Origin of the sequence: Brevibacterium sp. FAM 24630 (assembly GCF_049804075.1) — a bacterium.
Lineage (GTDB): Bacteria > Actinomycetota > Actinomycetes > Actinomycetales > Brevibacteriaceae > Brevibacterium.
In genome coordinates this window covers 1-25,850 of record NZ_JBNBZD010000033.1, presented here as the reverse complement: position 1 = coordinate 25,850, position 25,850 = coordinate 1, and the positions used below count along the sequence as shown (strand labels likewise).

At 64.9% G+C, this 25,850-nt stretch carries 23 protein-coding genes; 18 read left to right on the top strand and 5 right to left on the bottom strand.

The window, feature by feature from the left end:
- Positions 1-431: 431 nt before the first annotated feature.
- Positions 432-1,778: an NADP-specific glutamate dehydrogenase gene (gene gdhA, locus ACPUD7_RS16795; RefSeq protein WP_135542169.1), complete on the top strand. Its 1,347-nt coding sequence runs from the start codon at positions 432-434 to the stop codon at positions 1,776-1,778.
- A gap of 210 nt (positions 1,779-1,988) precedes the next feature.
- Here the strand turns inward: gdhA and ACPUD7_RS16790 are convergent, their stop codons facing one another.
- Positions 1,989-2,504, bottom strand: a complete 516-nt coding sequence (locus ACPUD7_RS16790) for a flavin reductase family protein (protein ID WP_135542167.1) — start codon at positions 2,502-2,504, stop codon at positions 1,989-1,991.
- A gap of 31 nt (positions 2,505-2,535) precedes the next feature.
- Here ACPUD7_RS16790 and ACPUD7_RS16785 point away from each other — a divergent pair, with 31 nt between their 5' ends.
- Complete coding sequence (locus ACPUD7_RS16785) at positions 2,536-2,790, top strand: DUF3039 domain-containing protein (protein WP_135542165.1); 255 nt, start codon at positions 2,536-2,538, stop codon at positions 2,788-2,790.
- On the top strand, positions 2,791-4,584 hold the full coding sequence (locus ACPUD7_RS16780) for a DEAD/DEAH box helicase (RefSeq protein ID WP_425120546.1): 1,794 nt from the start codon (positions 2,791-2,793) through the stop codon (positions 4,582-4,584).
- 72 nt (positions 4,585-4,656) lie between these two features.
- Here the strand turns inward: ACPUD7_RS16780 and ACPUD7_RS16775 are convergent, their stop codons facing one another.
- Positions 4,657-5,976: a nicotinate phosphoribosyltransferase gene (locus ACPUD7_RS16775; protein WP_135542161.1), complete on the bottom strand. Its 1,320-nt coding sequence runs from the start codon at positions 5,974-5,976 to the stop codon at positions 4,657-4,659.
- Between the two features lie 52 nt (positions 5,977-6,028).
- Between ACPUD7_RS16775 and clpS the strand changes: the two genes are divergently transcribed.
- From clpS to ACPUD7_RS16725, 10 genes are all read left to right on the top strand, one after another.
- Entirely contained in the window at positions 6,029-6,334 is a 306-nt protein-coding gene (gene clpS / locus ACPUD7_RS16770; protein WP_135542159.1) for an ATP-dependent Clp protease adapter ClpS, read from the top strand.
- A gap of 3 nt (positions 6,335-6,337) precedes the next feature.
- Positions 6,338-6,919, top strand: coding sequence for a DUF2017 family protein (locus tag ACPUD7_RS16765; protein WP_135542157.1), 582 nt, complete (start codon positions 6,338-6,340; stop codon positions 6,917-6,919).
- Complete coding sequence (locus tag ACPUD7_RS16760) at positions 6,916-7,737, top strand: MBL fold metallo-hydrolase (protein WP_135542155.1); 822 nt, start codon at positions 6,916-6,918, stop codon at positions 7,735-7,737. The genes ACPUD7_RS16765 and ACPUD7_RS16760 overlap by 4 nt, the downstream gene beginning before the upstream one ends.
- Positions 7,738-7,802: 65 nt before the next feature.
- Positions 7,803-8,525, top strand: a complete 723-nt coding sequence (rph, locus tag ACPUD7_RS16755) for a ribonuclease PH (protein WP_135542153.1) — start codon at positions 7,803-7,805, stop codon at positions 8,523-8,525.
- A complete protein-coding gene (gene rdgB / locus ACPUD7_RS16750; RefSeq protein WP_135542151.1) occupies positions 8,522-9,127 on the top strand; it encodes an RdgB/HAM1 family non-canonical purine NTP pyrophosphatase in 606 nt (201 codons plus the stop codon). The genes rph and rdgB overlap by 4 nt, the downstream gene beginning before the upstream one ends.
- Before the next feature lie 233 nt (positions 9,128-9,360).
- Positions 9,361-10,866, top strand: coding sequence for an ABC transporter substrate-binding protein (locus tag ACPUD7_RS16745; RefSeq protein ID WP_135542150.1), 1,506 nt, complete (start codon positions 9,361-9,363; stop codon positions 10,864-10,866).
- A gap of 12 nt (positions 10,867-10,878) precedes the next feature.
- Positions 10,879-11,826 (top strand): ABC transporter permease, encoded by a 948-nt coding sequence (locus ACPUD7_RS16740; RefSeq protein ID WP_135542148.1) that lies wholly within the window; start codon positions 10,879-10,881, stop codon positions 11,824-11,826.
- Positions 11,823-12,758 carry an ABC transporter permease gene (locus ACPUD7_RS16735; RefSeq protein ID WP_135542146.1) on the top strand — a complete coding sequence of 312 codons (936 nt, stop codon included), beginning with the start codon at positions 11,823-11,825 and terminating at the stop codon, positions 12,756-12,758. Before ACPUD7_RS16740 ends, ACPUD7_RS16735 begins: the two co-directional genes overlap by 4 nt.
- Positions 12,751-14,517 (top strand): dipeptide ABC transporter ATP-binding protein, encoded by a 1,767-nt coding sequence (locus ACPUD7_RS16730; protein ID WP_135542144.1) that lies wholly within the window; start codon positions 12,751-12,753, stop codon positions 14,515-14,517. The genes ACPUD7_RS16735 and ACPUD7_RS16730 overlap by 8 nt, the downstream gene beginning before the upstream one ends.
- A 131-nt stretch (positions 14,518-14,648) precedes the next feature.
- Complete coding sequence (locus ACPUD7_RS16725; protein WP_425120545.1) at positions 14,649-16,067, top strand: amidase; 1,419 nt, start codon at positions 14,649-14,651, stop codon at positions 16,065-16,067.
- 105 nt (positions 16,068-16,172) lie between these two features.
- Here ACPUD7_RS16725 and ACPUD7_RS16720 read toward each other — a convergent pair whose 3' ends face one another.
- Positions 16,173-17,870, bottom strand: coding sequence for a hypothetical protein (locus ACPUD7_RS16720; RefSeq protein WP_425120544.1), 1,698 nt, complete (start codon positions 17,868-17,870; stop codon positions 16,173-16,175).
- 116 nt (positions 17,871-17,986) lie between these two features.
- Between ACPUD7_RS16720 and ACPUD7_RS16715 the strand changes: the two genes are divergently transcribed.
- Complete coding sequence (locus tag ACPUD7_RS16715; RefSeq protein WP_425120543.1) at positions 17,987-19,306, top strand: DUF6350 family protein; 1,320 nt, start codon at positions 17,987-17,989, stop codon at positions 19,304-19,306.
- A 154-nt stretch (positions 19,307-19,460) separates the two neighbouring features.
- On the opposite strand, the gene ACPUD7_RS16710 is transcribed toward ACPUD7_RS16715, so the two are convergent.
- Positions 19,461-19,913 carry a hypothetical protein gene (locus ACPUD7_RS16710; protein ID WP_135542138.1) on the bottom strand — a complete coding sequence of 151 codons (453 nt, stop codon included), beginning with the start codon at positions 19,911-19,913 and terminating at the stop codon, positions 19,461-19,463.
- A gap of 102 nt (positions 19,914-20,015) precedes the next feature.
- Between ACPUD7_RS16710 and purN the strand changes: the two genes are divergently transcribed.
- The 4 genes from purN (at position 20,016) to ACPUD7_RS16690 (ending at position 22,916) form a co-directional block, all read left to right on the top strand.
- Positions 20,016-20,639 (top strand): phosphoribosylglycinamide formyltransferase, encoded by a 624-nt coding sequence (gene purN, locus ACPUD7_RS16705; RefSeq protein ID WP_425120542.1) that lies wholly within the window; start codon positions 20,016-20,018, stop codon positions 20,637-20,639.
- Between the two features lie 49 nt (positions 20,640-20,688).
- Entirely contained in the window at positions 20,689-22,233 is a 1,545-nt protein-coding gene (purH, locus tag ACPUD7_RS16700; RefSeq protein ID WP_425120541.1) for a bifunctional phosphoribosylaminoimidazolecarboxamide formyltransferase/IMP cyclohydrolase, read from the top strand.
- A gap of 1 nt (position 22,234) precedes the next feature.
- The gene (locus ACPUD7_RS16695; RefSeq protein WP_135542132.1) at positions 22,235-22,576 is read left to right on the top strand and encodes a DUF3017 domain-containing protein; all 342 of its coding nucleotides are present in this window, start codon (positions 22,235-22,237) and stop codon (positions 22,574-22,576) included.
- A 157-nt stretch (positions 22,577-22,733) separates the two neighbouring features.
- Positions 22,734-22,916, top strand: a complete 183-nt coding sequence (locus ACPUD7_RS16690; protein ID WP_135542130.1) for an Rv0909 family putative TA system antitoxin — start codon at positions 22,734-22,736, stop codon at positions 22,914-22,916.
- Positions 22,917-23,063: 147 nt separating this feature from the next.
- Here ACPUD7_RS16690 and ACPUD7_RS16685 read toward each other — a convergent pair whose 3' ends face one another.
- A complete protein-coding gene (locus ACPUD7_RS16685; RefSeq protein WP_425120540.1) occupies positions 23,064-25,562 on the bottom strand; it encodes a UvrD-helicase domain-containing protein in 2,499 nt (832 codons plus the stop codon).
- Between the last annotated feature and the right edge of the window lie 288 nt (positions 25,563-25,850).

The window sequence follows — 25,850 nt, the reverse complement described above, 5'->3', positions numbered from 1 at the left end:
GCGCGCTGATGGTACTGCAACTTGGTGGTTGTGGGAGAGTAAGTGACTGCCGCAATATTTTTTGGTGGGGGTGGCCTCGTCTGATTCCTGTTTGTGTGGGGGTTGGGCGGGGCCTTCCTCGTATTCATGGGTCGTGTTGCTGCTGACCACAACCGTGTTTCTTGGTGGTTTGTGGGCAGTGTGGCGTGGTGGTGTTCAGTCGATTCCGAGGAACCGACGGACCGCCGTCCTTTTGTATTTGTCTTTCGTAATTGAACTCCTAAGGGCATCGAGATGGCGTTCGATCGGATCAGAGGAATCGTCCTTTCGGCGCATTCTCACACTGATATGAGGCCGTCGAGTTCTATATCTCAATCGACGTTGCCAGACAGTCGTGTCCATAATCCGGGCGGTCGGAGTCATGTTATGAGTGTCACGGTATGTTTGGGCGTATGAGCCTACATCCATCACTGCAGCCAATCTTGGACACGGTACTCCAACGTAATCCTGGAGAGTCGGAGTTCCACCAAGCGGTACAGGAAGTCCTCTATTCCCTGGGCCCCGTCGTGGATAAGCATCCCGAGTACCTGGAGCTTTCCGCACTCGAACGTCTGTGCGAACCCGAACGTCAGATCATCTTCCGGGTTCCATGGATCGACGACGCCGGCGATGTTCAGATCAACCGTGCCTTCCGCGTGCAGTTCAACTCGGCTCTCGGACCCTACAAGGGCGGTCTGCGATTCCACCCCTCGGTCAACCTCGGTATCGTCAAGTTCCTCGGTTTCGAACAGATCTTCAAAAACGCGATCACCGGGCTGCCCATCGGCGGCGGCAAGGGCGGAGCAGACTTCGACCCCAAGGGCCGCAGCGACCAGGAAGTGATGCGCTTCTGCCAGTCGCTGATGACCGAGCTCTCACGCCACATCGGCGAATACCGCGATGTTCCCGCCGGTGACATCGGCGTCGGCGGCCGTGAGATCGGCTATCTGTTCGGACAGTACAAGCGTATGACGAACTCCTACGAAGCCGGTGTCCTCACCGGTAAGGGTCTGTCCTACGGAGGGTCCATGGTCCGCACGGAAGCCACCGGCTTCGGTGTCGTCTACTTCCTCAAGGACATGCTCGCCGCGGCGAAGAAGAACATCGACGGACGTACGGTTTCGATTTCCGGGTCGGGCAACGTCGCTGTGTTCGCCGCTGAGAAGGTCACCGCATTCGGCGGCACCGTCATCACGATGTCCGACTCATCCGGCTTCATCCACGACCCGGACGGAATCGACACCGAACTCGTCAAGCGCATCAAGTTCGAAGAGCGCGGTCGGATCTCCGACTACGTTGTGGAGCACGGCGGACGTTCCTCTTACCATGAAGGTGGAAACGTCTGGGATGTTGAGGTCGATGTGGCACTGCCCTGTGCGACGCAGAACGAGCTCGACGCGGATTCGGCCTCGACCTTGGTCAAGAACGGTCTCATCGCCCTCGCCGAGGGGGCGAACATGCCGTGCACCCCGGAGGCCGTGAAGATCTTCTCCGAAGCCGGAGTGCTCTTCGCTCCCGGCAAGGCCGCCAACGCCGGAGGCGTGGGAACCAGCGCCCTCGAGATGCAGCAGAACGCCAGCCGCGACTCGTGGGACTTCGACTTCACCGAGGCGCGGCTCGCCGAGATCATGGGCGATGTCCATGACAGCTGCGCGGCCGCGGCCGATGAGTTCGGTCAGCCCGGAGACTACGTCTCCGGCGCCAACATCGCTGGTTTCATCCGCGTCTCCGAAGCCATGCTCGCCCAAGGGGTCGTCTGACCTCCTCCCCTGCCGACCGCTCAGCCCACGGCTGAGCGGCAGCAACCGGGCAGCCACGGCCGAGCCGATGGCAGCTGGGGGACAGGCGACAGCCTGAGGCGCGCCATCGGGTGCCACAGCTGGACGGCCCTGCCCACCGCCGACTTCCTTCGCTGCGAAGAGTGTCGGCCGTGGGCAGGGCCTCGTTCGTGTGCTGGGCGCAGCCGAGTCTCAGCGCTGTCCGATGGTGCCGTATCCCTTGCGCCAGCGCAGCAGAGGACGATTCGTTCCGGCATTCGTCCCCGCGCCCAAAGCAACAACCCGACCGACGACGATATTGTGCGTGGCGACGTCGAGCACCTCGGTGAGTTCGAGCTCGAACCATGCGAGAGCCTCGGTGAGCACCGGCTGACCCGCCTGTGGGGCGGGGAAGGTGTCCACCCCCTTGAGGGACCCGTAGAGCGGTTGGCCCGACGCTCCGAGGCGTTCGGAGATATCCCGCTGATCCGAATTCAGCAGCGAGATCGCGAAATGCGAACTCGTCTCCAAGGTCTCCATCATCCTTGAACCGGAATAGATGCTCACCGCCATGGTCGGCGGATCGTAGGACACGTCGAGAAACGAATCGACGGTGATGGCGTGAAGAGCGCTGCCACGGGTGGCAGACACGATGGCGACTGCCGCGGCGATGTCATCGCTGAGCTCGCGGTAGCGTTCTGTGAGGGATTCGTCGTAGGCCTGGTCCATGACTCTCATTCTAGGGAACTACAATGGAGCCATGACCATTCCAGCTTCAGGCGGTTCAGCAACGATCGAGCGCGAGCAGACCGAGCAGCTTGCCGAGCCCGGAGATCACGAGCGCTTCAGCCACTACGCGCCCAAGGACAAGATCATGGAGTCCATGGTGACTGGGACTCCGCTGATCGCCTTGTGCGGAAAGGTGTGGGTTCCCACTCGCGATCCCGAGCGGTTCCCGATCTGCCCCAAGTGCAAAGAGATCTACGAAACGATGTCCGAAGGACCGCAGGAGTAGATGTCCGCGGAACAGCTCCCTGGAGCTCCAGGGACCTCCGCGGCAGAACAGCTTCCACCGGCTTTCCCCGAACGTGCGGCATGGGGAACAGCCGGAAAGTTGCGTGCCTGGCAGGCGGAGGCTCTCGAGCTCTACTTCAAGACCGAACCCAAGGACTTCCTCGCTGTCGCGACTCCCGGGGCCGGTAAGACGACCTTCGCTCTGCGTTTGGCCGCCGAACTCCTGGCCCGACGGGTCGTCAACCGCGTGACCGTGGTCGCACCCACCGAGCACCTCAAGGTGCAGTGGGCCGATTCCGCAGCCCGTGTGGGGATCAAGCTCGACCCCCACTTCAAGAACTCTCAGGGCAAGCACGCACCCGGCTACCACGGTGTCGCACTGACCTATGCGCAGGTCGCCGCGAAACCGGTCCTCCATCACAACCGGACCGCAGCCGGCCGCACCCTCGTCATCCTCGACGAGGTCCACCACGGCGGAGACGCCCTGTCGTGGGGTGATGCCGTGCGCGAGGCGTTCGGTCCTGCCGTGCGCAGGCTGTCTCTGACCGGAACCCCTTTCCGTTCGGACACCTCACCGATTCCGTTCGTCACGTACGCGCCCGACGAGAACGGCATCCGCACCTCGGTGGCGGACTACTCCTATGGCTACGGCCGGGCACTGAAGGACTCGGTCGTCCGTCCCGTACTGTTCCTCGCCTACGCCGGCGCCATGACCTGGCGGACCAAGGCCGGCGACGAGATGTCGCACGTCCTCGGTGAGGAGACGACCAAGGACATCAACTCCCAGGCCTGGCGCACCGCGTTGGACCCGAAGGGCGACTGGATCCCGGCCGTGCTCAAGGCGGCCGACATCCGGCTGACCGAGGTCCGCCGCACCGTCCACGACGCCGGCGGACTCGTCATCGCCACCGATCAGGACGCAGCCCGCGCCTACGCCAAACGCCTCCATGAGATCACGGGAGAGAAGCCGACCGTGGTCCTCTCCGACGAAGTCGGAGCCTCAGAACGGATCGAACAGTTCCAGAACTCCACCGACCGGTGGATGGTCGCCGTGCGCATGGTCTCCGAGGGTGTCGACGTTCCACGTCTGTGCGTCGGCGTCTATGCGACCTCCTCGTCGACTCCGCTGTTCTTCGCCCAGGCGATCGGCCGTTTCGTCCGCGCCCGCAAACGTGGCGAGACCGCCTCGGTGTTCTTACCGTCCGTGCCGGTGCTGCTGGCCCTGGCGAACTCGATGGAAGCCGAACGCGATCACGCTCTCGACCGGCCGAAGAACGAGGACGAGAATGATGTCGTCGTCTTCGACGACCAGGCCATGGAGCAGGCGAACCGGAATGAGGGCGCCTCCTCCGACCAGCTCGGCTCGTTCGAAGCCCTCGGCGCGGAAGCCCTGTTCGACCGAGTGCTCTTCGACGGCGGCGAATTCGGCACCGGCGGTGCCATCGGCTCCGAAGACGAACTCGATTTCATCGGGATCCCCGGCCTGCTCGAACCCGACCAGGTCCACGAACTGCTGCGAACCCAACAGGCACGTCAGGCCAAACGCAAGACGGCCACGGGCCCTCCGGCACCGGAAGTCGAGACCAGCGAACTCGAACACCGAGCGATGAAGGAAGAGCGCAACCAGCTGCAGAGCCTCGTGGGCGCCTGGTCCAGGCGCACCGGCACACCGCACCAGAACGTGCACGTCGAACTGCGCAAAGCGTGCGGGGGACCGGCGGTCGCTCAGGCCACGCGTGAGCAGATCCAAGCCCGGATCAAGAAGCTCCAGGGCTGGTTCATCGGCAAGAAGTGACGCCGCCGGGCCGGACCCCGAAGCCGACGGAGGAGGGCGGTGCGGCCGCCGAGGCGGTCCGGCCGCAGGAGATCAGGCGGAATAGAAGACTGTGGGAATGGCAGGCTCGCCGTCCTGCAGTCGACGCGCCGAACGCGGCAGCTCCGCCAAAGACTCATCGTGGCGGGCACAGGCCTTCTTCACACCCGCGGCTCCGGTGAAGGACTCATCGACCTCACCGTCGCGTACGAGATCGACGCTGAGACGACGACCCTCACCGAGATCATCGGGCAGGGCCGGAATGCCGACGGCTTCCTCGACCGCAATCGCGCCGTCGATGAGGCGCAGCGCCTCCTTGTGCCCGCCGCGAGAGGGCTTGCCCGATGAGTGCTTCGCCACCGAGGTCCACTCACCGGCTTCATCGGCGCGGGCGACGAGCTTGTACACCAGTCCCGCTGCCGGAGCGCCGGAACCGGTGACGACGCGGGTGCCGACACCATAGGAGTCGACCGGGGACGCGGCCAGCGCGGCGATCGCATACTCGTCAAGATCGCTGGTGACGGTGATCGTCGTGTCATGAGCGCCGAGGCGGTCAAGACCCTCGCGCACCTCGCCGGCCTGCTCGATGAGGTCACCCGAGTCGATCCGCACCCCGCCGAGCCCGGTACCGGCGAGTTCGACCGCGGTCGCCAGGGCCTCTTCGACGTCGTAGGTGTCGAGCAGCAGAGTCGTATCGGTGCCCAAAGACTTCAGCTGCGCGGCGAAGGCCTCACGTTCGGAATCGTGGAGCAGAGTGAAGGAATGGGCCGAGGTGCCGATTGTCCGCAGACCATAGGTCAGTCCAGCGGCGAGATTCGACGTCGATGCGAATCCGCCGATCACCGCGGCCCGCGCCGCCGCCACAGCGGCGTGTTCGTTCGTGCGTCGTCCGCCCATCTCAGCGCAGGGGCGGTCGCCAGCCGCCTGCGCCATCCGAGACGCCGCCGACGCGACCGCACAGTCGTAGTTCATCGCGGAGAGGATGAGCGTCTCGAGGATGACCCCCTCGGCGAAGGTCGATTCGATCGTCAGCAGAGGGGAGCCGGGGAAGTAGATCTCGCCTTCGGCATAGCCGCGGATATTGCCGGTGAACCGGTAGTTCGCCAACCAGTCGATCGTGCGGGCGTCGACGATGTCCTCGCGGCTGAGGAAAGACAGCTCCGCATCATCGAAGCGGAAGTCGCGGATCATCTCGAGGATCCGACCGGTGCCGGCGACGACACCGTAGCGGCGGCCAGCGGGAAGGCTGCGGCCGAACACCTCGAAGAGACTCTTGCGATGGGCGGCGCCGGATTCCAAGGCAGCCTGCACCATCGTCAATTCGTACTGATCCGTGAAGAACGCCGTCGAATCGGTCCGTGTGAGATCACTCATAGGCGCGATCTTACGTCACGACAGCGTCAGTGTTCTGCCGTAAGCTGGAAACGTGAGCAACCCAACGACACCAGTTCTCGAGCCGGAGGTCGACGTTCGACCGGCCGAGGACCTGGCTAAGCCCTGGCGAACCGTGGTCTTCAACGACCCGGTCAATCTCATGAGCTATGTCAGCTACGTGTTCCAGACCTACTTCGGATATTCCGAGGACAAAGCCGACGCACTCATGCTCGAAGTCCACGAGAACGGGCGCTCCGTCGTCGCCACCGGAGGCCGCGAAGCCATGGAGAGAGACACCCAAGCGATGCACGAATACGGTCTGTGGGCCGCGTGCCAACCCGATTCAGGATCCGACTGACCTATGGCAGCCATCGACGCACGGGGGGATGATGTCGTCCTCCGCCTCGAAGACAATGAGCGCTCGCTCATGCTCACGGTCTTCACCGACCTCGCCGCCCTGCTCTCCGAAGACGATGGGTCCGAGGACGGCTCCCGACCGGATTCGGAGAACTGGGATGCCCGCCTCGGGCTCGTCGGCCGTCCCCGCCCCGAGGATCCGGCGCTGCTGCGGCTGCTGCCGGATGTCGACCCGGAAGACGAAGAGCGGTCGACGGAATTCCGGCGGCTGACCGAATTCGACCTCAAACAGGCCAAGGCACACAATGTGCGCATCGTGCTGCTGGGCCTGAGCAAGGGCAACGACATCACCCTGACCCACGACGAGACCCTGGCGTGGATGAAGGGCCTGAACGATCTGCGGCTCGTGCTCGCCGTCCGGCTCGGCATCGACACCGAGGACGCGCAGGATGAGAAGTACGCGCGCCGTGAGGAGCTCTCCGAATCCGAAGACCTCACGCTGACCCTGTACGACTTCCTGACCTGGATTCAGGACCGACTGACAACGACCTTGCTGACCCGGAAGCAAGGGGATGACGAGACATGAGACTCACCGCCATCGGCACCGCCGGCTCTTTTCCCGGACGCGGTGCCCTCGCCAGCTGCTACCTCATCGAAACGGAAGAGGACACGCCGACTCGCATCATCCTCGACCTCGGGTCCGGGGCGCTGAGCCCCCTGCAGCAGACCGTAGACACCGACCGGCTCTCCGGCATCGTCCTCAGCCACCTGCACCCGGACCACTGCATGGACATGACCGGGCTCTACGTCAAACACTGCTTCGATCCGAAGTTCTTCAACGGCGACATCTCCGACACCGGCACGATCCGCACCCGCACCCCCGTCTTCGCCCCCGCCGGCGCGAAGGAGCGACTGATGAGGGCGTATTACACGGATCCCGGAAAGTCCCCGGTCGCCAACGGGGGAGACGACTCGGACTTCGACCATGCCTTCGAATTCTCCGACCTCGACCACGGCACTCGGAATCAGATCGGGTCGCTGACCGTCGAGTCCTTCCTCGTCGACCACCCGGTCGAGGCCTACGCGCTGCGCATCACCGACGCGAAAGGCAGCGTCATCACCTACTCCGGTGACAGCGACGAATGCGACAACCTCGTCGCCGCGGCGAAGGATGCCGACCTCTTCCTCTGCGAAGCGGCTTTCCAGGAAGACCGCGACACCGCTCGCGGGATCCACCTCACCGGCAAACGCGCCGGACGCGTGGCACAGAACGCCGAGGTGTCCGCGCTCGTGCTCACCCACATTCCGATCTGGACCGACTGCTCCATCGTCCGCGGTGAGGCAGCCGGTGAATACCGCGGTCCCATCGAGCTGGCGAAACCCGGAGCCACCTGGACCGTGTGAGCCGGAGCCGCAGGGGCGAAGGCACATCAGACCAACCCGCAACCGAAACATGAAAGAGGCACACCGTGCGAGCAGACGGCCGTCAGGCAGACGAACTCCGTGAAGTCCGGATCACCCCCGACTGGATCAACACTGCCGAGGGTTCGGCGCTCATCGAGTTCGGCAATACCCGTGTCCTCTGCGCGGCATCTCTGACCGAAGGCGTGCCTCGCTGGCTCAAGGGCCAGGGTCGCGGCTGGGTGACCGCCGAATACGCGATGCTGCCCCGGGCCACGGACTCCAGGAACACCCGCGAATCCGTCAAGGGCAAGCTGGGCGGACGCACCCACGAGATCTCCCGCCTCATCGGCCGCAGCCTGCGCGCGGTCATCGACATGGAGAAGCTCGGCGAGAACACCCTCGTCCTCGACTGCGACGTCCTCCAAGCCGATGGGGGCACACGCACGGCTTCGATCACCGGCGCCTATGTCGCCCTGGCGAATGCCATCGACAAGGGCCGCTCGACCGGTCTCATCCCCGCAGCCCACAATCCGCTCATCGACTCCATCGCCGCCATCAGCGTCGGCATCATCGACGGTGAGCCTCTGCTCGACCTGCCCTATGTCGAGGATTCCCGAGCCGAAACCGATATGAACGTGGTGATGACCGGTTCGGGCAAGTTCGTCGAGGTCCAAGGCACCGCTGAGGGCGCACCCTTCGATCGCGACGAGCTCGGCAAACTCCTCGACCTGGCCGCGCACGGCTGCAGCGAACTCACTCGCCTCCAGTCCGAAGTGCTGACACGATGACGACGTTCGTCCTCGCCACCCACAATGAGGGCAAGAAGCGGGAGCTGCTGGCCATCCTCGGCCCTGTCCTCGGCGCCGACACCCAGGTGCTCACCGCCGCCGAGGCGGGCCTGGCCGATGTCGCCGAAACCGGGGTGACATTCACCGACAATGCCCTCATCAAAGCTCGCGCCGCCGCTGCGGCGACCGGTCGCACCGCGATCGCCGATGACTCGGGCATCAGCGTCGACGTGCTCGGCGGGGCGCCGGGGATCTTCTCCGCCCGCTGGTCGGGACGCCACGGCGACGACAGAGCCAACCTCGAGCTCCTGCTCGCGCAGCTGAGCGACATCGCCGCCGAACACCGGGGTGCGCAGTTTCGCTGCGCAGCGGCCGCGGTGACCGCTGACGGTCGCGAATTCACCACCGAAGGCGTCATGCCCGGGCGCCTGGCTACGGAGCCGATGGGGGAGAACGGCTTCGGCTACGATCCGATCTTCGTCCCCGACGGGTCGACGCTGAGCACCGCGCAGATGAGCTCCGAGGAGAAGAACTCGCGGTCACATCGCCGCATCGCCTTCGATGCTCTCGCCGAGGTCCTCGCCGCCGAAACGAATCTCTGAAGTCTCACGTCACCTGCTCGGGTTCGGGAGTTCGACCGGACACTGCGCATCGCCCCGTCCGTGAGGCTCGAAGAACCGGTTCGCATGCTCTCGTCCGGTGAGTCCGACAGGCCAGCTCACCTGATCCAACATGTGAACCTGAGCGCTTCGACTAGTGAGAATTTCGGATACACTGACGGTGCTTGAGTGTTGGCGAACGACCCTCTCTGCGGTCGGCGAAATCGAGGAGAACAATGAAGACTCCGCGCATCATGAAGTGGGTGGCGGCAGCGGCGGCCGCAAGCATGCTGCTGACCGGCTGTTCGGCGGGAGCTTCGGACTCCGGCGACGACGGGGAGAAGAAGGATTCGATGAGCATCGCCTTCACCGCCGAACCGGTCAACCTCGACTTCACCTCCACTTCGGGAGTCGCCATCCCCGAGGCACTGATGGAGAACGTCTACGAATCCCTCGTCCGCCTCGACGAAGAGGGCGAGATCCAACCGGCACTGGCGAAGGACTGGAGTCTCTCCGACGACCGCAAGACCTACACCTTCGAACTGCAGGAAGGCGTGAAGTTCTCCAACGGCGCCGACTTGACCAGCGAAGACGTGAAATTCTCCTATGAGCGGGTGCAGAAGGACTGGAAGAACGCACTCAAGGCGAAGATGGACATCGTCAAGTCCATCGACACTCCCGACGACAACACCGTCGAGATCGAACTGAAGAAGCCCTCGAATACGTGGCTGTTCAACCTCACCAGCCTCGTCGGAGCCGTGTTCGACACCGAAGGCACTGAGGACCTGGCCAACGAAGCGATCGGCACCGGGCCCTTCGAGATCGAGAAGTTCACTCGGGGACAGTCGATCGACTTCGCCGCCCGGGATGACTACTGGGGTGAGAAGCCGGCCCTGGAGAAGGTCCAGTTCAAATACTTCAAGGATGCGGTCTCGGCGTCGAACGCACTGAAGTCCGGAGAGATCGACCTCGTCTCCAACCTGCAGGCCCCCGAACTGGCCGGAGAGTTCCAAAGCGACGACTACCAGATCGTCTCCGGCACCACGAACGGCGAAGTCGTGCTGTCGATGAACAACGCGGACGGCATCTTCAAGGACAAGAAGGCCCGTGAAGCCGTCATGTACGCCATCGACCGCAAGGCCGTCCTCGACACCGCCTGGGCCGGTTACGGTGAACTCATCGGATCCATGGTCCCGCCGACCGACCCGTACTACGAAGATCTCACCGGGGTGTGGAAGCACGACCCGCAGAAGGCCAAGCAGCTCGTCAGCGACGCCGGAATCAAGGGCGAGGAATTCTCCTTCACCGTGCCGAACCTGCCGTACGCGAAGGCGATCTCCGAAATCGTGTCCGCCCAGCTCGAAGAGGTCGGTCTCAAAGCGAACATCGAGACCCAGGAATTCCCGGCCGTGTGGTTGGACAAGACGTTCACCGAACACGACTTCGACATGTCGGTGATCAACCACGCCGAACCGCGCGATATCCTCACTGTGTTCTCCGACGACTACTACATCGGCTACGACGATGCGAAGATCGAGAAGATCGCCGAGAAGGCCGACACCGGCACGGAAGAGGAATACATCTCCGGAATGAAGGAGATCGCGAAGACGATCACCGAGGATGCCGCATCGGACTTCCTGTTCCTCTTCCCGAACCTCGTGATCGCCAAGTCCGACATCGGAGGGATCCCCGCCAACCGGGTCTCCGATGCGTTCAAGATCGCCGACCTGAGCTGGAACTGACCCACCGGTTCGATGCTCACCTATGCGATCAACCGCGCGATCCAGTTCGCGCTGTCCCTCCTCGTCGCCTCGGTGGTGGTCTTCGCCCTGATGAGCCTGCTGCCGGGCAATGCGGCACAGGTGGCATTGGGGACGAATGCCACGCCTGAGGCCGTGGCGGCTCTCGAAGCACAGTACGGCCTCGACCGTCCGCCCGTGATCCGGTACTTCGACTGGGTGGGCGGCATGCTCGGCGGGGACTTCGGCACGTCCTATGTCACCGGTGCCGAGATCACTCCGGTCATCATCGACAGCGTCCAAGTCACCGCGATCCTCGTCATCGCCGCGATCGTCCTGTCGATCCTCATCGCCGTGCCCTTGGGCACCTTCGCCGCCCTCGGACAGCGCAACTGGATCGGTGTGACGATCTCGGCCGCCAGCCAGGTCGGCATCGCGATCCCGAACTTCCTTGCCGCGATCATCCTCGTCATCGTCTTCTCACTCCGCCTCGGCTGGTTCCCCTCCCAAGGGTGGATGGCTCCGGTCGAAGGATTCGGCGGGTTCGTTCTGCGTCTCGTCCTGCCGGTGGTGTCGTTGGCTCTCGTGCAGGCGGCGATCCTCACCCGTTATGTGCGTTCAGCCGTGCTCGACGTCATGCGCGAAGACTTCATCCGCACCGCCCGGGCGAAAGGGCTGACCAAGACGAGGGCGCTGTTCGTGCACGGACTGCGCAATGCGGCGATCCCCGTCATCACCGTCGCCGGCGTCCAATTGGCCACCCTGTTGGTCGGGGCCGTGATCATCGAACAGATCTTCGTCCTGCCCGGCATCGGCTCCGAACTCGTGCGCGCCGTCGCCAACCGCGACCTCGTCGCCGTCCAGGGCATCGTCATGGTGCTCGTCCTGCTGGTGCTCATCATCAACCTCATCGTCGACATCCTCGTGCCCGTAGTCGACCCTCGGATCAGGAACGCCGCATGAGCCAGACCCCCACCGGTGCCACCGACCCCCGCGATGACGTCGCAGTCGACGCCGCGACCGCTCGTGCGAGGGGACCGGCGACCAGTTCGCGACAGTCGCTGCGTCTCAACGCTTCGATGATCATCGGCACCTGCTTCGTCACCCTCATCGTCGGTCTGGCGCTCGTGTCCTTCATCTGGACGCCCTACGCCCCGAGCGAGATCGACCCGGTCGCCCGTCTGCAGTCCGCCAGCCTCGCCCACCCGTTCGGCACGGACAAATTCGGGCGGGACACACTGACCTGGGTGATGTTCGGAGCCCGGATCACCCTCCTCGTCGGAGTCGTCGCCGTCGGCATCGCTCTGCTCATCGGCACCCCGATCGGGATCATCGCGGCCCTGTTCGCGAAACAGTCGTGGGGCATATGGATCGACGCGGTGATCATGCGCGCCAACGACATCCTGCTGGCGTTCCCAGCCCTGCTGCTGGCGATCATCTTCGCCGCCGTGTTCTCACCGGGAACGGGGCCGGCCATGATCGCTGTCGGCATCGCAGCGATCCCCGGCTTCGCCCGCGTGGCGAGATCCGGAACGCTGCAGGTGCTCGGATCCGAATACGTGCGCGCGGCGCGGGCATCGAACCGCCGGGTCTCGGCGATCGCCGTCGTCCATGTGCTGCCGAACATCGCCGGCATGGTCATCGTCCAAGCCTCCGTGGCGTTCGCGATCTCTGTCCTCGCCGAGGCGGGGCTGTCCTTCCTCGGACTCGGCACCCAGGCTCCGGTGCCCTCCTGGGGACGGATGCTCCAGGAGTCCCAGCAGTTCCTGTCCACCCACCCCGAACTCGCGTTGTGGCCGGGCATGTTCATCGCATTGGCCGTGCTCGGGTTCAACCTCCTCGGCGATGGGCTGCGTGACCGATTCGATCCGAAGATGGAGGCTCGTCGTGGCTGAGAATCTGCTCGAGGTCCGCGACCTCACCATCACCCCCTCCGGTGCCGACGCCGCCGTGCTCCACGATGTCAGTCTGAACCTGGAGCCGGGCGAGCGGGTCGGACTCATCGGGGAATCCGGTTCGGGCAAGTCCCTGACCGCCCAATCCGTGATGGGGCTGCTGCCCGAAGAGCTGCACGCCGAAGGCCGAGTGCACCTGCAGGGCCATCACGGGAACCTCCTCGAAGCGAACGAGAAGACACTGGCGAGCCTGCGCTCGGACATCGTGTCCATGGTGTTCCAGGAACCCATGAGCGCACTCAACCCGCTCATGCGCATCGGCGACCAGATCGCTGAAGTGCTGCGCATCCACGGCAAGATCCCACGAGCCCAGATCCCGGCACGGGTGAAAGAGCTGCTCGAGGATGTGCGCATGCCCGATCCGGACAGCGCCCGCTTCGCCTATCCCCACCAGATGTCCGGCGGACAGCGACAGCGAGTCATGCTCGCAATCGCGCTGGCGAACTCGCCGAAGCTGCTCATCTGCGACGAGCCGACCACGGCCCTCGACGTCACCGTGCAGCGACACATGCTCGACCTCATCGCCGAGCGGGTCTCGGCCGTGGAAGCCGGGCTCCTGTTCATCACCCACGACCTCGCCGTCGTCGCCGGTGTCTGCGACCGAGTCATCGTCATGTACCGCGGACGCATCGTCGAAACCGGCACCGTGACCGAGATCTTCACCGATCCGCAGCACGAATACACGCGCGGACTCCTGGCCTCGTCCGACCTGGAAGCCACCGATGGGAACGGACGCCTCTTCACCCTCAAGACCGCGCTCGCCTACACCGGCCCGCAGACCTCGGCGGGGGAGGACACCCCGGACCCGGTCGGCACCGAGACCGTCGAGGCAGACGACCCGGCGGGAGGGAACATCGCGGTCGACGATGTCGGTGAGGCCGCCTCGGCGAGGGACTCTGCACCGCTGATCGAGGTCGCAGACGTGACCCGAGTGTTCAAGGGACGGGGACTGTTCGGTCGGCGCCGTTCGGATGTCACCGCGCTCGACGGAATCGACTTCAGCGTTGCGGCGGGGGAGCGATTGGGCATCGTCGGCGAATCGGGATCGGGGAAGTCGACGCTGCTGGGCATCCTCTCGGGACTCGACCGGCCCACCACCGGGCACGTGCGCGTCGGCGACATCCGCGTCGAGGCGGCGAGCTCACGGTCCCTGCGCGCCCTGCGGGAGAATCTGCAGATCGTGTTCCAGGACCCCTTCGCCTCACTCGACCCGCGCATGCGCGTGGCCGACATCGTCGCCGAACCGCTCATCGCCGCAGGAGTCGAGAAGGACGAACGCATCGCGCGGGTCGAGGAGATGCTCGAGGCAGTTGACCTCGACGCGCGCTCCCTGCGCCGCTACCCGCACCAATTCTCCGGCGGGCAGCGACAGCGGATCTCGATCGCTCGAGCCCTGGTGACACGGCCGCAGATCCTCGTCGCCGACGAACCCGTCTCCGCCCTCGACGTGTCGGTGCGCGCGCAGGTGCTCAACCTGCTCACCGACCTCGTCGAGGACTATGCGCTCACCCTCCTCTTCGTCTCCCACGACCTCGGCGTCGTCCAACACCTGTGCTCGCAGATCATCGTCATGAAAGACGGCCGGATCGTCGAATCCGGTGCGACTGAGGACATCTACGCGAACCCGCGGCAGGAGTACACGCGGCGACTCATCGCTGCGACCCCGAGCCTGACGGACGCGCTCGGCGCCAGCGGCTGAACAACGCCGGAACGGCACCGACCCCGGTCGGCGGCACGACGGGTCGGGCCGCGGTTGTGCGCACTCGGGACCGGAGGCACGCACTCGGGGCCGGGCAACACGGTTTTCATCATCGAGAGAAAGGGCAGGACATGGGCAACACGACGCTTGCCGATCACAGCGCATCCGACATGGTCGTCGGATTCGCCAAGGGAGACTTCGACCCGATTGAGGTGCACAGCGCGGTCGTGAACCGCATGGACGAATGCGAATCGACCATCAACGCACTCTTCCACCGCGATGACGAACGCTCTCGAACCGCGGCCGTGGCCAGCGCCGCCCGATGGCGAGAGGGCCGACCGCTGAGCGACCTCGACGGGGTGCCGGTCACGATCAAGGAGAACATCGCCCGCCGCGGCGTGCCGCTGCCCAGCGGGCACGCCTGGGTGGACATGCCGGTGTCCGACCACGATGCGCCGATCACACAGCGACTCGAAGAGGCCGGTGCCGTCATCCTCGGCTCCACGACGATGCCCGACTGGGGCATGCTGTCCTCGGGCGTCTCCTCGCTGCACGGCATCACCCGGTCACCGCTCGACCCCGCGCTCACCACCGGTGGTTCGAGCGCCGGGGCCGGAGCGGCCGCGGCAGCCGGGTACGGACCGATCCACATCGGTTCGGACATCGGCGGATCCATCCGCCTGCCGTGCACCTGGCTCGGACTGACCGGACTCAAGCCCAGCTTCGGTCGGGTCCCGCTCGACGCCCCGTACCTCGGTCGATGCGCCGGGCCCCTCACCCGATCGATGGCTGACGTCAAGGCCGCCATGGACATCATCTCCGCCCCCGATGACCGGGACTATTCGAGGCTGCCGCGCTTCGCCGCCGACGAGACGCAGGCTCTTCCCGGACACGATTCGCCGGCTTTCGATCCGCGTGGACTGCGCATCGGACTGCAGCTCGACGCCGGGTGCGGGGTCGCCCCCGACGCGCAGGTGCTGTCGACGATCACCGAGGCGGCCGAACGGTTCGCTGCCGCCGGCGCCGAGCTCGTCCCCCTCGACCCGTTCATCGACGACGATCTGCTCCATGACATGGACCTGTTCTGGAGGGTCCGGTCCTGGGGCGACCTCAAGGCCCTGCCCGTGGAGGAGCAGGAGCTCATCCTGCCCTATATCCGACAGTGGGCTCAGGGCGGGGCCGACGTCAGCGGTGTCGAGCTCATGAGCTGCTATCACAGCGTGCAGGAGATCCGCCGTCGCACAATCACCGCCACGGCCGAGTTCGACCTCATCATTTCGCCGACAGCACCGGGCGCGGCGTTCCCGGCCGAGCAGCCGATGCCCTACCCGAGAGTGCACGAGCCGATGGGACACATCGGGTTCACCATGCCCTTCAACATGTCCGAACAGCCTGCCGCGACCGTGCTGGGCGGGTTCACGGCCGATGGGCGCACCATCGGAGTGCAGATCGCCGGGAAGCGCTTCGCCGACGAATCGGTCATGGCCGCAGGTTCCTGGTTCGAAGACGTCGCCGGAGTCGAGCGCCCGACCCGGACGGCGATGGGCTGAGCGGATTCGCAACGAAGAAGGCGGGCCCGCAGTGACCGGTATCGGTCGCTGCGGGCCCGCCTTCGTGCTCTCACCGCCTCGGCGAGGTGGTCAAGCTGCGCAGGATCAGAAGTCGAAGAATTCGACCTTGAGTTTGTCTCCGTCGATCTTCACGCTTCCCGACACCGACAGTGCGTTGCCGTTGGAGAAGTATGAGGAACCGGACTTCTTGCCGTCGACGGAGAAGTTGAACTTGCCGGGCTTGTCGGTGAAGAACGAACCGGTGTTCGTATCTGCCGTACCGAAGCTGGCCTTCACCTTGGGCATGTTCTTCATGTCCCACTTCGCGGTGCCGTCCTTCGCCAGATCATCGAGCTTCTTGTCCGAACCTCCGACAGGGATCTCGGTCGGGTCGTACTTGATGAACTTGCACTTCGGCTTGATGCTCTTATTGTCGAAGCACTTCTTGAGTTCCTTTTCGACCTGCTTCTGCACTTCTTTCTCGAACGCGCCCGTCGGTGCCAGATCGAGGTTGAGAGTCGTGGGGGAGACCTGACCCTGGTTCGGCTGACCGCCCGGGGCGAAAGCCTTCGGGAAGTTCACTCCGGCGGAATCCGAGGCCTCCGAGACCCATTTGCTCTTGGGGATCTTGAAGTCGTATTTGCCGGGGTAGACGGCGAACGACGTGGTTCCCGACTTCGCCGTGTAGTCCTGACCGTTGACGGTGAGACCGTCAGCGGCGGGAACGTCGAGGGAGATGACATTGAGCTCGGGCCCGGTCAGCGTCCATTTGTCGAAGAACAGGTCCTGTTTGCCATCCTTCTTCGCTGCCAGCTCGACGTTGTACTCGCTGCCGTCGAGTTCATAGGACACGAGGACCTTGCCGCTGTCCCCATCGACCTTGGAGGACTCGACCTTGGCCTTCTCGATCTTCGCCGAGGAGGATTCGGTGAAGTTCTTCGACAGCAGGTCGAGGTTCGTCCCTTCAGGACGCGGTGACGGCGCGATCTTCTCCGCAGCCGCGAAATCGCCCTTGTTCAGCGCGGCGATGTAGTCTTCTGCCACCTTGTCGGGCCCGTACTTGTTCTTGTTGACGCTGCCGATGACGAAGATGCCGGCGAGGACGAGGATGATGACGAGGGCGACGGCACCGAGTGTGATGAAGAGCGGAAGCCTGCTCTTCTTCTTCTCGGGGCGGGAGTCGGCCCGTGTTGCGGTCGCCTGCGAACCGGCGAAGCCCGGAGCCGGCGCCGGCTGCGGGATGGCCTGCGACTGTCCGGGACCGGAACCGGTCCGCTGGCTGTCCGGTCCCGAACCGGTCTGATACGGGTTCGACGAGTACTGGCTCGGCTGGTCGGGTCTGGGCTGATTGGGTCCGGCTTGATTCTGTGCTCCGGGGTACGGGGCGCCGCCTTGATGCTGACCGCCCTGGGGCTGGCTTCCGGGGTGTTGACCAGCAGGGCCCTGCGCACTCTGATACTGAGAGTTCTGGTAGGGCACATTCGGGCCGCTCTGTGCGTTCTGTGCTCCGGGGCCCGAGTACTGAGGCGCCTGATTCGGCTGCGATGAGGCCGGGGCCACGGTGGGGCGCGTCGCGGAGCCGTCTCCGGACTGTCCCAGCGGGGGAGCCTGGTCGTCGGGAACCGCGGACCCGGAGGAATCCGAGTCTGCCGAGGCTTCCGGCGGCTTCTTCACATCGTCGGGTGCTGCCGAACCCTCGATGCCTGCGTCCGTTTGCGGTTCCGAGTTCGGCTTCGATCGGCCGGCCTCCGGAGGCTCGCTGGGTGGTGGCGGGAAATGGGGGTGATCGTTCCCGTTGCTCATCGTTGGGTTCATCCTTTGCGTGTACAAGCCTGTCCTGGCGCAATTGTACGTCCCAGAGCAGGGAATCGCGTTGTCAATACCAGGAAGCCGCCCCGCTGTCAGCGAAAATGGTCGTGATGCACACTTCTCCTCACCCCCAGCCCTATCGTCGTCCGATCCTCGCAGCTCTGCTCGAGGTCGTGAAGATCGACCTCATCATCGTGCCTGCCGGCTTCGTGGCGGCGATCGTCTTCTGGATCGTCGGACTCGGCTCGCAGCTTCCCTACTCCGCGATTCCCGAATGGGCATTCGCGCTGTGGGCGGCAGTCTCGGGCCTGAGCGTGTCGACGCTCGGTTTCGAATTCTCCATCGCTCCCAGCCTGGTCACCCTCGGACTGTGGTTCCTCGTGGCCGGTGCTGCGAAGCGGCTGGTCGAGGGTGCAGCAGCTGACACCTCGGACACCGGAGAGGACACACCCGGCCAGTGGTGGACGGTGATGGCTGCTGCTCTCGGCACCTTCGTCGTCGGCTACGCCGGGCCTCTGCTCGTGCTCGCCATCGTCGTCGGTCACGCCGGCATCACCCCGTCCGGGATCCTCCGCCTTCTCCTCTTCCTCGTCACTGCCGTGGCCTGCGGTTTCCTCAGGGTCCGCGGCATCGGCGACATCCCCGGATTGCGCACTGTCGATGACGAGACGTGGAACGTCGGGACCCGTTTGGCTCGTCGTCTGCTGTGGGGCGCGTTGGCGGCGGCTGTGCTCGTGCTCGCTGTCGGCTTCGTCGTCCGTTGGCAGGCGGTGGCCGAGTCGCTGCAGGTCTACAGCGCGCCGCTGGCCGCGGGCGTCGGACTGTTCATCGTCCAGTTCCTCTTCGCTCCGGGCATCCTCTACTCGGCCCTGTCGTGGAGCGCCGGGACGGGAGTCGTCGTCGGCGGAGCGGACGTCAGCTCCGCGTTCCGGTCGACCTCCGCGCCGGTGCCCGATGTCCCGGTGCTGCAGCTGCTCAGCGGCGAATACCCCGCGTGGACGATGGCGGCCCCGGTGATCTTGGTCCTCTTGGGGCTGCTGGGCACGATCCTGGGGCGGGTCCGGGCTCGCGAAGTCGCTGAGAGTTCATGGCCGGGCCTCGGTGTCGCCTCCGGCATTTTGTTCGTCGGTTCTGCAGTCCTCGGCGTCTTCTCGCGCGGAGCGCTGGGACCGTTCGGTCTCGCCGGCTTCGGCCCGTCGGCGCTGCTGTCGGCCGTTGCCATCACGGTGTGGATCGGAGTGGGACTGGCCGTCGGACTGCTCCTCATCCGACTGTCGAGCCTGCAGCAGGAGAACAGCGAGACCGATGGAGATGAGTTCTCGTCCGATGGATCTGCGGGCGTCGACCGCGAAGACGCGCAGCAGAGCGATGTTGAGCCGGAGGCCGCGGATCTCGATGATCCAGCATCCGACGAGGATGAGCCGCGGTAAGAGATGGACCAGCCGCGGTCAGAGGCGGCGTGGCGCGAGGCCTGATCGAACGCAACGCCTGCTCGGCGGTCGCCGTCGTGCTGCCGCTCGCCGTGCCGCCGGTCGTTGTGCTGAACGGGTCAGTCTCGGCTGGGCGAGCCCGGACGGGCGAAGATCACTTGGTGCCCGGCAGGTCGAGTTCCTGCCCGGTGAGCTGCTTGAACCAGTCTCCGAGCCCGGATTGGTACTCGCTGGTGCATGAGAGCTGAGCCTGCTGCGTGATCGCATCACGCAGGCACTCCTCGTAGTTCGACTGCACCGGCCAGAGGATGATCGACGAGGCCGTCGAGAAGATGAGATAGAGGCTGAGAAGTCCGCCGAGGATGCCCAACGACATGTTCCGACGCTGCTTGGTCTTGACCACGGCGACGATGTACTTCACCGACCACACGATCGCGGCGATGGAGAAGCCGATCGCGGCAAGCTTGAACGGAAGCTGATAGGTGAACGTCAGAACGGACGCGAGGATGAGCAGGATCAGGACGAGCCCGTGTCGTGCCGGAGCAGCCTGCTTCTCCTCTTCGGGAGTCGGCGCCTTCTTCTCTTCAGTGCTGTGTGGTGACGTCACCCCGCCAGTTTGTCATAGTCGCCTGACAAATGCCTCGGCAAGATGCCTGCCGGTGATGGTGGGGCGGCGACCGAGCCCGGCCACAGACGTTAGACTGGTCGGGTGCGCATCGTTCTTCTGGCCTCAGGATCCGGTACCCTCACCCAGGCGGTCATCGACGCCTTCGCCGATGGGAAGCACGGCATCGACATCCTCGCCGTCGGTTCGGACTCGCCTACGGCCGGAGTGCTGGACCGGGCCCAGAAGCATGACATCCCCACCTTCGTCGTCCGCCCCAAGGACTTCGCCGACCGTGCCGCATGGAACGAAGAGCTGCGCGACGTCGTCGCCGAACTCGCACCCGACTGGGTCGTCTCGGCCGGGTTCATGCGCATCCTCGGCGAGAGCTTCGTCGCAGCGTTCCCGTCGCGGATCATCAATACGCACCCGGCACTGCTGCCGTCGTTTCCCGGCGCACACGGCGTCCGCGATGCTCTCGCCCATGGAGTGAAGCTGACCGGCGGAACCATCCACCTCGTCGACGCCGGCGTCGACACCGGTCCGATCATCGCCCAATACGCAGTGCCGATCGATGATGACGACACCGAAGAGACCGTGCACGAACGCATCAAGGCCCGAGAACGCGAAGAGCTGGTGCGTCTGCTCGCGCACCTGGCCCACTCCGACCTCGTCGTCGACGGTCGGCATGTCCGCGGATATGCCGCCTCGGCGATGACCGCCAATTGACCCCAGCCGTGAGAAGAACCGACCGGCGACCGAACCTCAAGGAGGATCAGTGACAGGAACCCGCACGATCAAGAGGGCGCTCATCAGCGTCTATGACAAGACCGGGTTGGACGAGCTGGCCCGCGGACTCCACGCGGCCGGAGTCCAGATCGTGTCGACCGGCTCCACTGCCGGCAAGATCGCCGAGGCGGGAGCCGAGGTGACGAAGGTCGAAGAGCTCACAGGGTTCCCCGAATGCCTCGAGGGCCGCGTCAAGACCCTCCACCCACGTGTGCACGCCGGAATCCTCGCCGATTCCCGCAAACCTGAGCATCTCGAGCAGCTCAGCGAACTCGAGATCGAACCCTTCGACCTCGTCGTCGTCAACCTCTACCCCTTTGCCGACACGGTCGCCAGCGGCGCCGGATTCGATGACTGCATCGAACAGATCGACATCGGCGGACCGTCGATGGTGCGGGCGGCGGCGAAGAACCATCCCACCGTCGCCGTCGTCACCGACCCGGCCGATTATTCATCGGTGCTCGAAGCCGCTGCCGGAGACGGTTTCGACCTCGAGGCTCGGCGTTCCTTCGCTGCCCGCGCCTTCGCCCACACCGCCGCCTACGACTCCGCCGTGGCCTCCTGGTTCGCCTCCGAGCTCGCCGGAGACGACAAAGCCGCGTTCGCCGGAGTCACCGGTGAGAAGATCGCCGACCTGCGCTACGGGGAGAATCCGCACCAGGCGGCCGCGGTCTATTCCGACGGCACTCGCGGAATCGCCGGCGCCGAACTGCTCGGTGGTAAGGCGATGTCATACAACAACTACACCGACACCGATGCCGCGATCCGTGCCGCATTCGACTTCGCCCAGCCGGCCGTGGCCATCATCAAGCACGCGAATCCGTGCGGCATCGCCGTTGCCGAGACTGCCGCCGCCGCCCACAGCGCCGCCCACGAATGCGATCCGCTCTCGGCCTACGGCGGCGTGATCGCCACGAACCGGGAAGTCGATGCCGATCTGGCGGCTTCGATCAAGCCGATCTTCACCGAATGCCTGGCCGCGCCGTCCTTCAGCGCCGAGGCGCTCGAGATCCTCTCGACGAAGAAGAACCTGCGTCTGCTCGCACTCGGAGACATCGATGCTCCCACCGCAGAGATCAAACCGATCAGCGGCGGCTTCCTCGTCCAGGACCGGGACGCTTTCCAGGCCGAAGGCGATTCTTCGCAGAACTGGACTCTGGCGGCCGGACCGGCAGCCAGCCCGGAGATCCTCGCCGACCTCGAGTTCGCGTGGAAGGCCGGACGGGCCGTGAAGTCCAATGCGATCCTGCTGGCCAAGGGCGGCGCATCCGTCGGTGTGGGCATGGGGCAGGTCAACCGCGTCGACTCCGCGAAGCTGGCCGTCGAGCGCGCCGGTGCCGAACGTGCCACCGGTGCTGTCGCCTCCTCCGATGCCTTCTTCCCGTTCCCCGATGGTCTCCAGATCCTCATCGATGCCGGTGTGAGCGCCGTCGTCCAGCCCGGCGGGTCGATCCGCGACGAGGAGGTCATCGCGGCTGCGGAAGAAGCCGGCATCACCATGTACCTGACCGGGAGCCGCCATTTCTTCCACTGAGATGAAGCGTCCTCACCCCCGCCACGCACGGCGGGGGAGAGGCCCGATCGCGAAACGGTGGATCTACTGGAAACGCCGGTACGCCCATCCCACCAGACGCGACTGGGTGCTCCTCGGGTGCCTCGTGGGCGCGATCGCCGCCGCGGCCTGTACGTTCATCGACTTCCGGGTCGGCGCCGTGGTTCTGGCGGTCGTTCCCACTGCTCTGGCCGCGCTGCGGGCGATGCCCGAGCCGTGGACCGATGTGTGGACCAACCGTTCGAAAACCGTCGACATCGCGACATGTCTCCTCTTCGCGGTGCTCCTCGTCAGTCTGGCCTTCATCGTCCCCACCTCGCGATGACCGTGAGGGCCTCGAAGGCACGCTGAAGACCAGAAGACAAGGTTTATGTGCATTCGCTGAGAAACGGGGCTCCTCGGTGTCGTGCCGACGGAATCGGTGGCAGGGTGAAAGGCGTCAAGGGGTTCGCTGAGAACCCTTTCCGAGGAAGGGAGACAGCATGGGACTGGACGATCTGACAAACAAAGCCAAGGACGCCTTGAATAGCGATAAGGGTGAGAAGATCAGCGACCAGGGCCTGGATAAGGCTGCTGACGCCGCTAACAACGCCACCGGTGGTAAGTTCGATGACCAGATCAACAAGGGTCGCGACGGAGTCGATGGCAAGCTTGGCAACGAATGATCTTTGATCCATAGCCGCGTCCGGCATGGAAGAACGCCGAGGAGAACTCTAGTTCTCCTCGGCGCTTTCGTCTTCTGCCCGGCTTCGCTGCGGTTTCCGCAGTCGCCCTCGACGTATTCGACCGGGAGTGAGGCCCGGCAGGCCGTCTCAGCCGAGCTTTTCGATCGGGGCGTAGCGCAGCAGCAGGCGCTTCGACCCGGCCGAACCGAAATCGACGACGGCCACGGTCTTGTCTCCGACACCGTTGACCTCGGTGACGGTGCCGAGACCGAAGGACTCGTGGGAGACCTTCTCACCGACCTCGACCGAGATGACCTCACGATTGGGACGGATTCGGTTGGGGAATCCTGCCACCGGCGACGAGGAGCTTGCGTTCGAACGGGAACGCGACGAACCTCCCGAATACCGGGTCGAGCCGAAGCTGCGGGAGCCTCCCGAGTACCCGGACGGTGTCCCTCCCGAGCCGTAGCCACCTGAACCGAATCCCCCGGAGAACCCGCCCGAGAAGCTGCCCGTGTTCTCCCAGCTGATGAGGGTCTCCGGGATCTCTGCCAGGAACCGGCTCGGCGGATTGTACTGCGGCTGGCCCCACATGCTGCGGGTCTCGGCTCGGGTGACGAGCAGCCGCTGCCGGGCACGAGTGAGCCCGACATACGCCAGACGACGTTCCTCGGACAGCTCCTGCGGATTCTCGAACGACCGCGAATGAGGGAAGCCGCCGTCCTCGAGACCGGTGAGGAACACGACCGGGAACTCCAGCCCCTTAGCCGTGTGCAGCGTCATCAGCGTGACCTGTCCCAGTTCCGCGTCGGGGATCTGATCGGTGTCGGAGGCCAGAGCGACCTGTTCGAGGAACTGGTCGATCGCGGCCGGCCCGACACCGGGCGCGGTACCCGCGGTGCCGGTCTCATCGATGGCAGCGGCCGCCTCGGTGGGGGTGTCGTCTGCGGGCGCGGCCGCCTCGGTGGGGGTGTCGGTCTCTTCCGCCTCGGCGACAGCGGCAGACTCACGGGTGGCGACGAAGTCTTCGGCCACGGCGACGAGCTCGGCGAGGTTGTCGACGCGGGACTCATCCTGGGGATCCGTGCTCTTCTGCAGCGATTCGAGATAGCCGGACTGTTCGAGGATCGCTTCGATGACACGCGACAGCGGCGAGGATTCGGCAGTGGAGCGGAGGTCCTGCATGAGGTCGTAGAACTTCTGCACCGAAGTCTGCGCGCGGGAACTCAGGTGGGGGATCTCAGCGAGCCGCCCCAGAGCGGTGTAGAAGCTGATGTTCTCGCGGTCGGCGAAGTCCGCGATGAGACCTTCGGTGCGATCGCCGATGGACCGTTTGGGCACGTTGAGGATGCGGCGCAGATTGACGTCGTCATCGGGGTTGGCGATCACGCGCAGGTAGGCGAGGGCGTCCTTGATCTCTTTGCGCTCGTAGAAGCGAGTGCCGCCGACGACCTTGTACGGAATGCCCGAGCGGACCAGGGCATCCTCGATCGCGCGGGACTGAGCGTTCGTGCGGTAGAACACGGCGAAGTCGCCGTAGGTGTACTTCTCATCGTCGATGAGGTCGTCGATGCGGTCGACGATGAAGCGGGCCTCACCCTGCTCGTTCTCGGCGACCCAGCCGACGATCTGCTCGCCCGAGCCCTCCGAGGTCCACAGCTTCTTCTCTCTGCGGTCGTCGTTGTTGGCGATCACGGCGTTCGCCGCGTCGAGGATGTTCTGCGTCGACCGATAGTTCTGCTCGAGCAGAATGGTGTCCGCGGTCGGGAAGTCCTTCTCGAATTCGACGATGTTGCGGACCGTGGCGCCGCGGAAGGCATAGATCGACTGGTCGGCGTCACCGACGACGGTGAGTTCGGCCCCGGTCGCGCCACCGGCACCGTCCCCGGCCAGTGCCTTGATGAGCGCATACTGGGCCGGGTTCGTGTCCTGATATTCGTCGACGAGGATGTGGCGGAAGCGACGACGGTAGGAATCGGCCATCTCGGGGAAGGCCCCGAAGAGGTGGACGGTCTCGGCGATGAGGTCGTCGAAGTCGAAGGCATTGGCCAAGCGCAGACGGGCGGTGTATCGCCGGAAGACGTCGGCGAGCACCTCGTCGGCGGGATTGTTCGGACGGGGGATGAAATCGTCCGGGGTCTGCAGCTCGTTCTTGAGGTTCGAGATCCGATGGAGGATCGCCCGCGGTGCGTACTTCTTCGTATCGAGGCCGAGTTCCTTGAGGATCTGTGCGACGAGTCGCTGCGCGTCCTGGGCGTCATAGATGGTGAAGTTCGACTTCATGCCCAGGATCTTCGCCTCCCGGCGCAGGATCCGCACGCAGGAGGAGTGGAACGTCGAGACCCACATGGATCGGGAGGCCGGGCCGACGATGGAGGACACGCGTTCGGCCATCTCTTTGGCGGCCTTGTTCGTGAACGTGATCGCGAGGACCTCACCGGGATGTGCGCGTCCCGTGGCCAGGGCATAGGCGATGCGACGGGTGAGGACGGTGGTCTTGCCCGATCCGGCACCGGCGACGATGAGCAGCGGGGATCCGGTGTGGATCACGGCCTCGCGCTGTCGCGGATTGAGCCCGGTGAGGAGTTCGGCCGCTCGGGAGTCGGCGTCGGCGGCATGGTCGGTGTGTTCAGCTGCAGCAGTCATGTCGCCCATAACGATACCGCCCGGGTCCGACACGGGGCGATTCCCCTCCGCACCCGCAATGGCTCCTCGTCCAACGCGCACGCCGAACACACCCTCCCAGAATTACCTGACGGCGGCGCAGCAACCTCGCGCGAAGTTGCTGCGCCGCCGTCAGGTAGCAAGGGGGGGTGCCCCTATGGTTTTCGTCAAGGGGTGACCAAGATTTCTTCGAATAGTCTTGCCGGCTGATGCTGGGCAGGACTGATTGGTCCGGGACGCAGTCTCGGACTGGACGTGGGTGCTTCGGAA

Bases quoted from the DNA above. Each gene is read 5' to 3' on its own strand.
- gdhA (WP_135542169.1), top strand. From the start codon at position 432: ATGAGCCTACATCCATCACTGCAGCCAATCTTGGACACGGTACTCCAA.
- ACPUD7_RS16790 (WP_135542167.1), bottom strand. From the start codon at position 2,504: ATGGACCAGGCCTACGACGAATCCCTCACAGAACGCTACCGCGAGCTC.
- ACPUD7_RS16785 (WP_135542165.1), top strand. From the start codon at position 2,536: ATGACCATTCCAGCTTCAGGCGGTTCAGCAACGATCGAGCGCGAGCAG.
- ACPUD7_RS16780 (WP_425120546.1), top strand. From the start codon at position 2,791: ATGTCCGCGGAACAGCTCCCTGGAGCTCCAGGGACCTCCGCGGCAGAA.
- ACPUD7_RS16775 (WP_135542161.1), bottom strand. From the start codon at position 5,976: ATGAGTGATCTCACACGGACCGATTCGACGGCGTTCTTCACGGATCAG.
- ACPUD7_RS16765 (WP_135542157.1), top strand. From the start codon at position 6,338: ATGGCAGCCATCGACGCACGGGGGGATGATGTCGTCCTCCGCCTCGAA.
- ACPUD7_RS16760 (WP_135542155.1), top strand. From the start codon at position 6,916: ATGAGACTCACCGCCATCGGCACCGCCGGCTCTTTTCCCGGACGCGGT.
- rdgB (WP_135542151.1), top strand. From the start codon at position 8,522: ATGACGACGTTCGTCCTCGCCACCCACAATGAGGGCAAGAAGCGGGAG.
- ACPUD7_RS16745 (WP_135542150.1), top strand. From the start codon at position 9,361: ATGAAGACTCCGCGCATCATGAAGTGGGTGGCGGCAGCGGCGGCCGCA.
- ACPUD7_RS16740 (WP_135542148.1), top strand. From the start codon at position 10,879: ATGCTCACCTATGCGATCAACCGCGCGATCCAGTTCGCGCTGTCCCTC.
- ACPUD7_RS16735 (WP_135542146.1), top strand. From the start codon at position 11,823: ATGAGCCAGACCCCCACCGGTGCCACCGACCCCCGCGATGACGTCGCA.
- ACPUD7_RS16725 (WP_425120545.1), top strand. From the start codon at position 14,649: ATGGGCAACACGACGCTTGCCGATCACAGCGCATCCGACATGGTCGTC.
- ACPUD7_RS16720 (WP_425120544.1), bottom strand. From the start codon at position 17,870: ATGAGCAACGGGAACGATCACCCCCATTTCCCGCCACCACCCAGCGAG.
- ACPUD7_RS16715 (WP_425120543.1), top strand. From the start codon at position 17,987: ATGCACACTTCTCCTCACCCCCAGCCCTATCGTCGTCCGATCCTCGCA.
- ACPUD7_RS16695 (WP_135542132.1), top strand. From the start codon at position 22,235: ATGAAGCGTCCTCACCCCCGCCACGCACGGCGGGGGAGAGGCCCGATC.
- ACPUD7_RS16690 (WP_135542130.1), top strand. From the start codon at position 22,734: ATGGGACTGGACGATCTGACAAACAAAGCCAAGGACGCCTTGAATAGC.
- ACPUD7_RS16685 (WP_425120540.1), bottom strand. From the start codon at position 25,562: ATGACTGCTGCAGCTGAACACACCGACCATGCCGCCGACGCCGACTCC.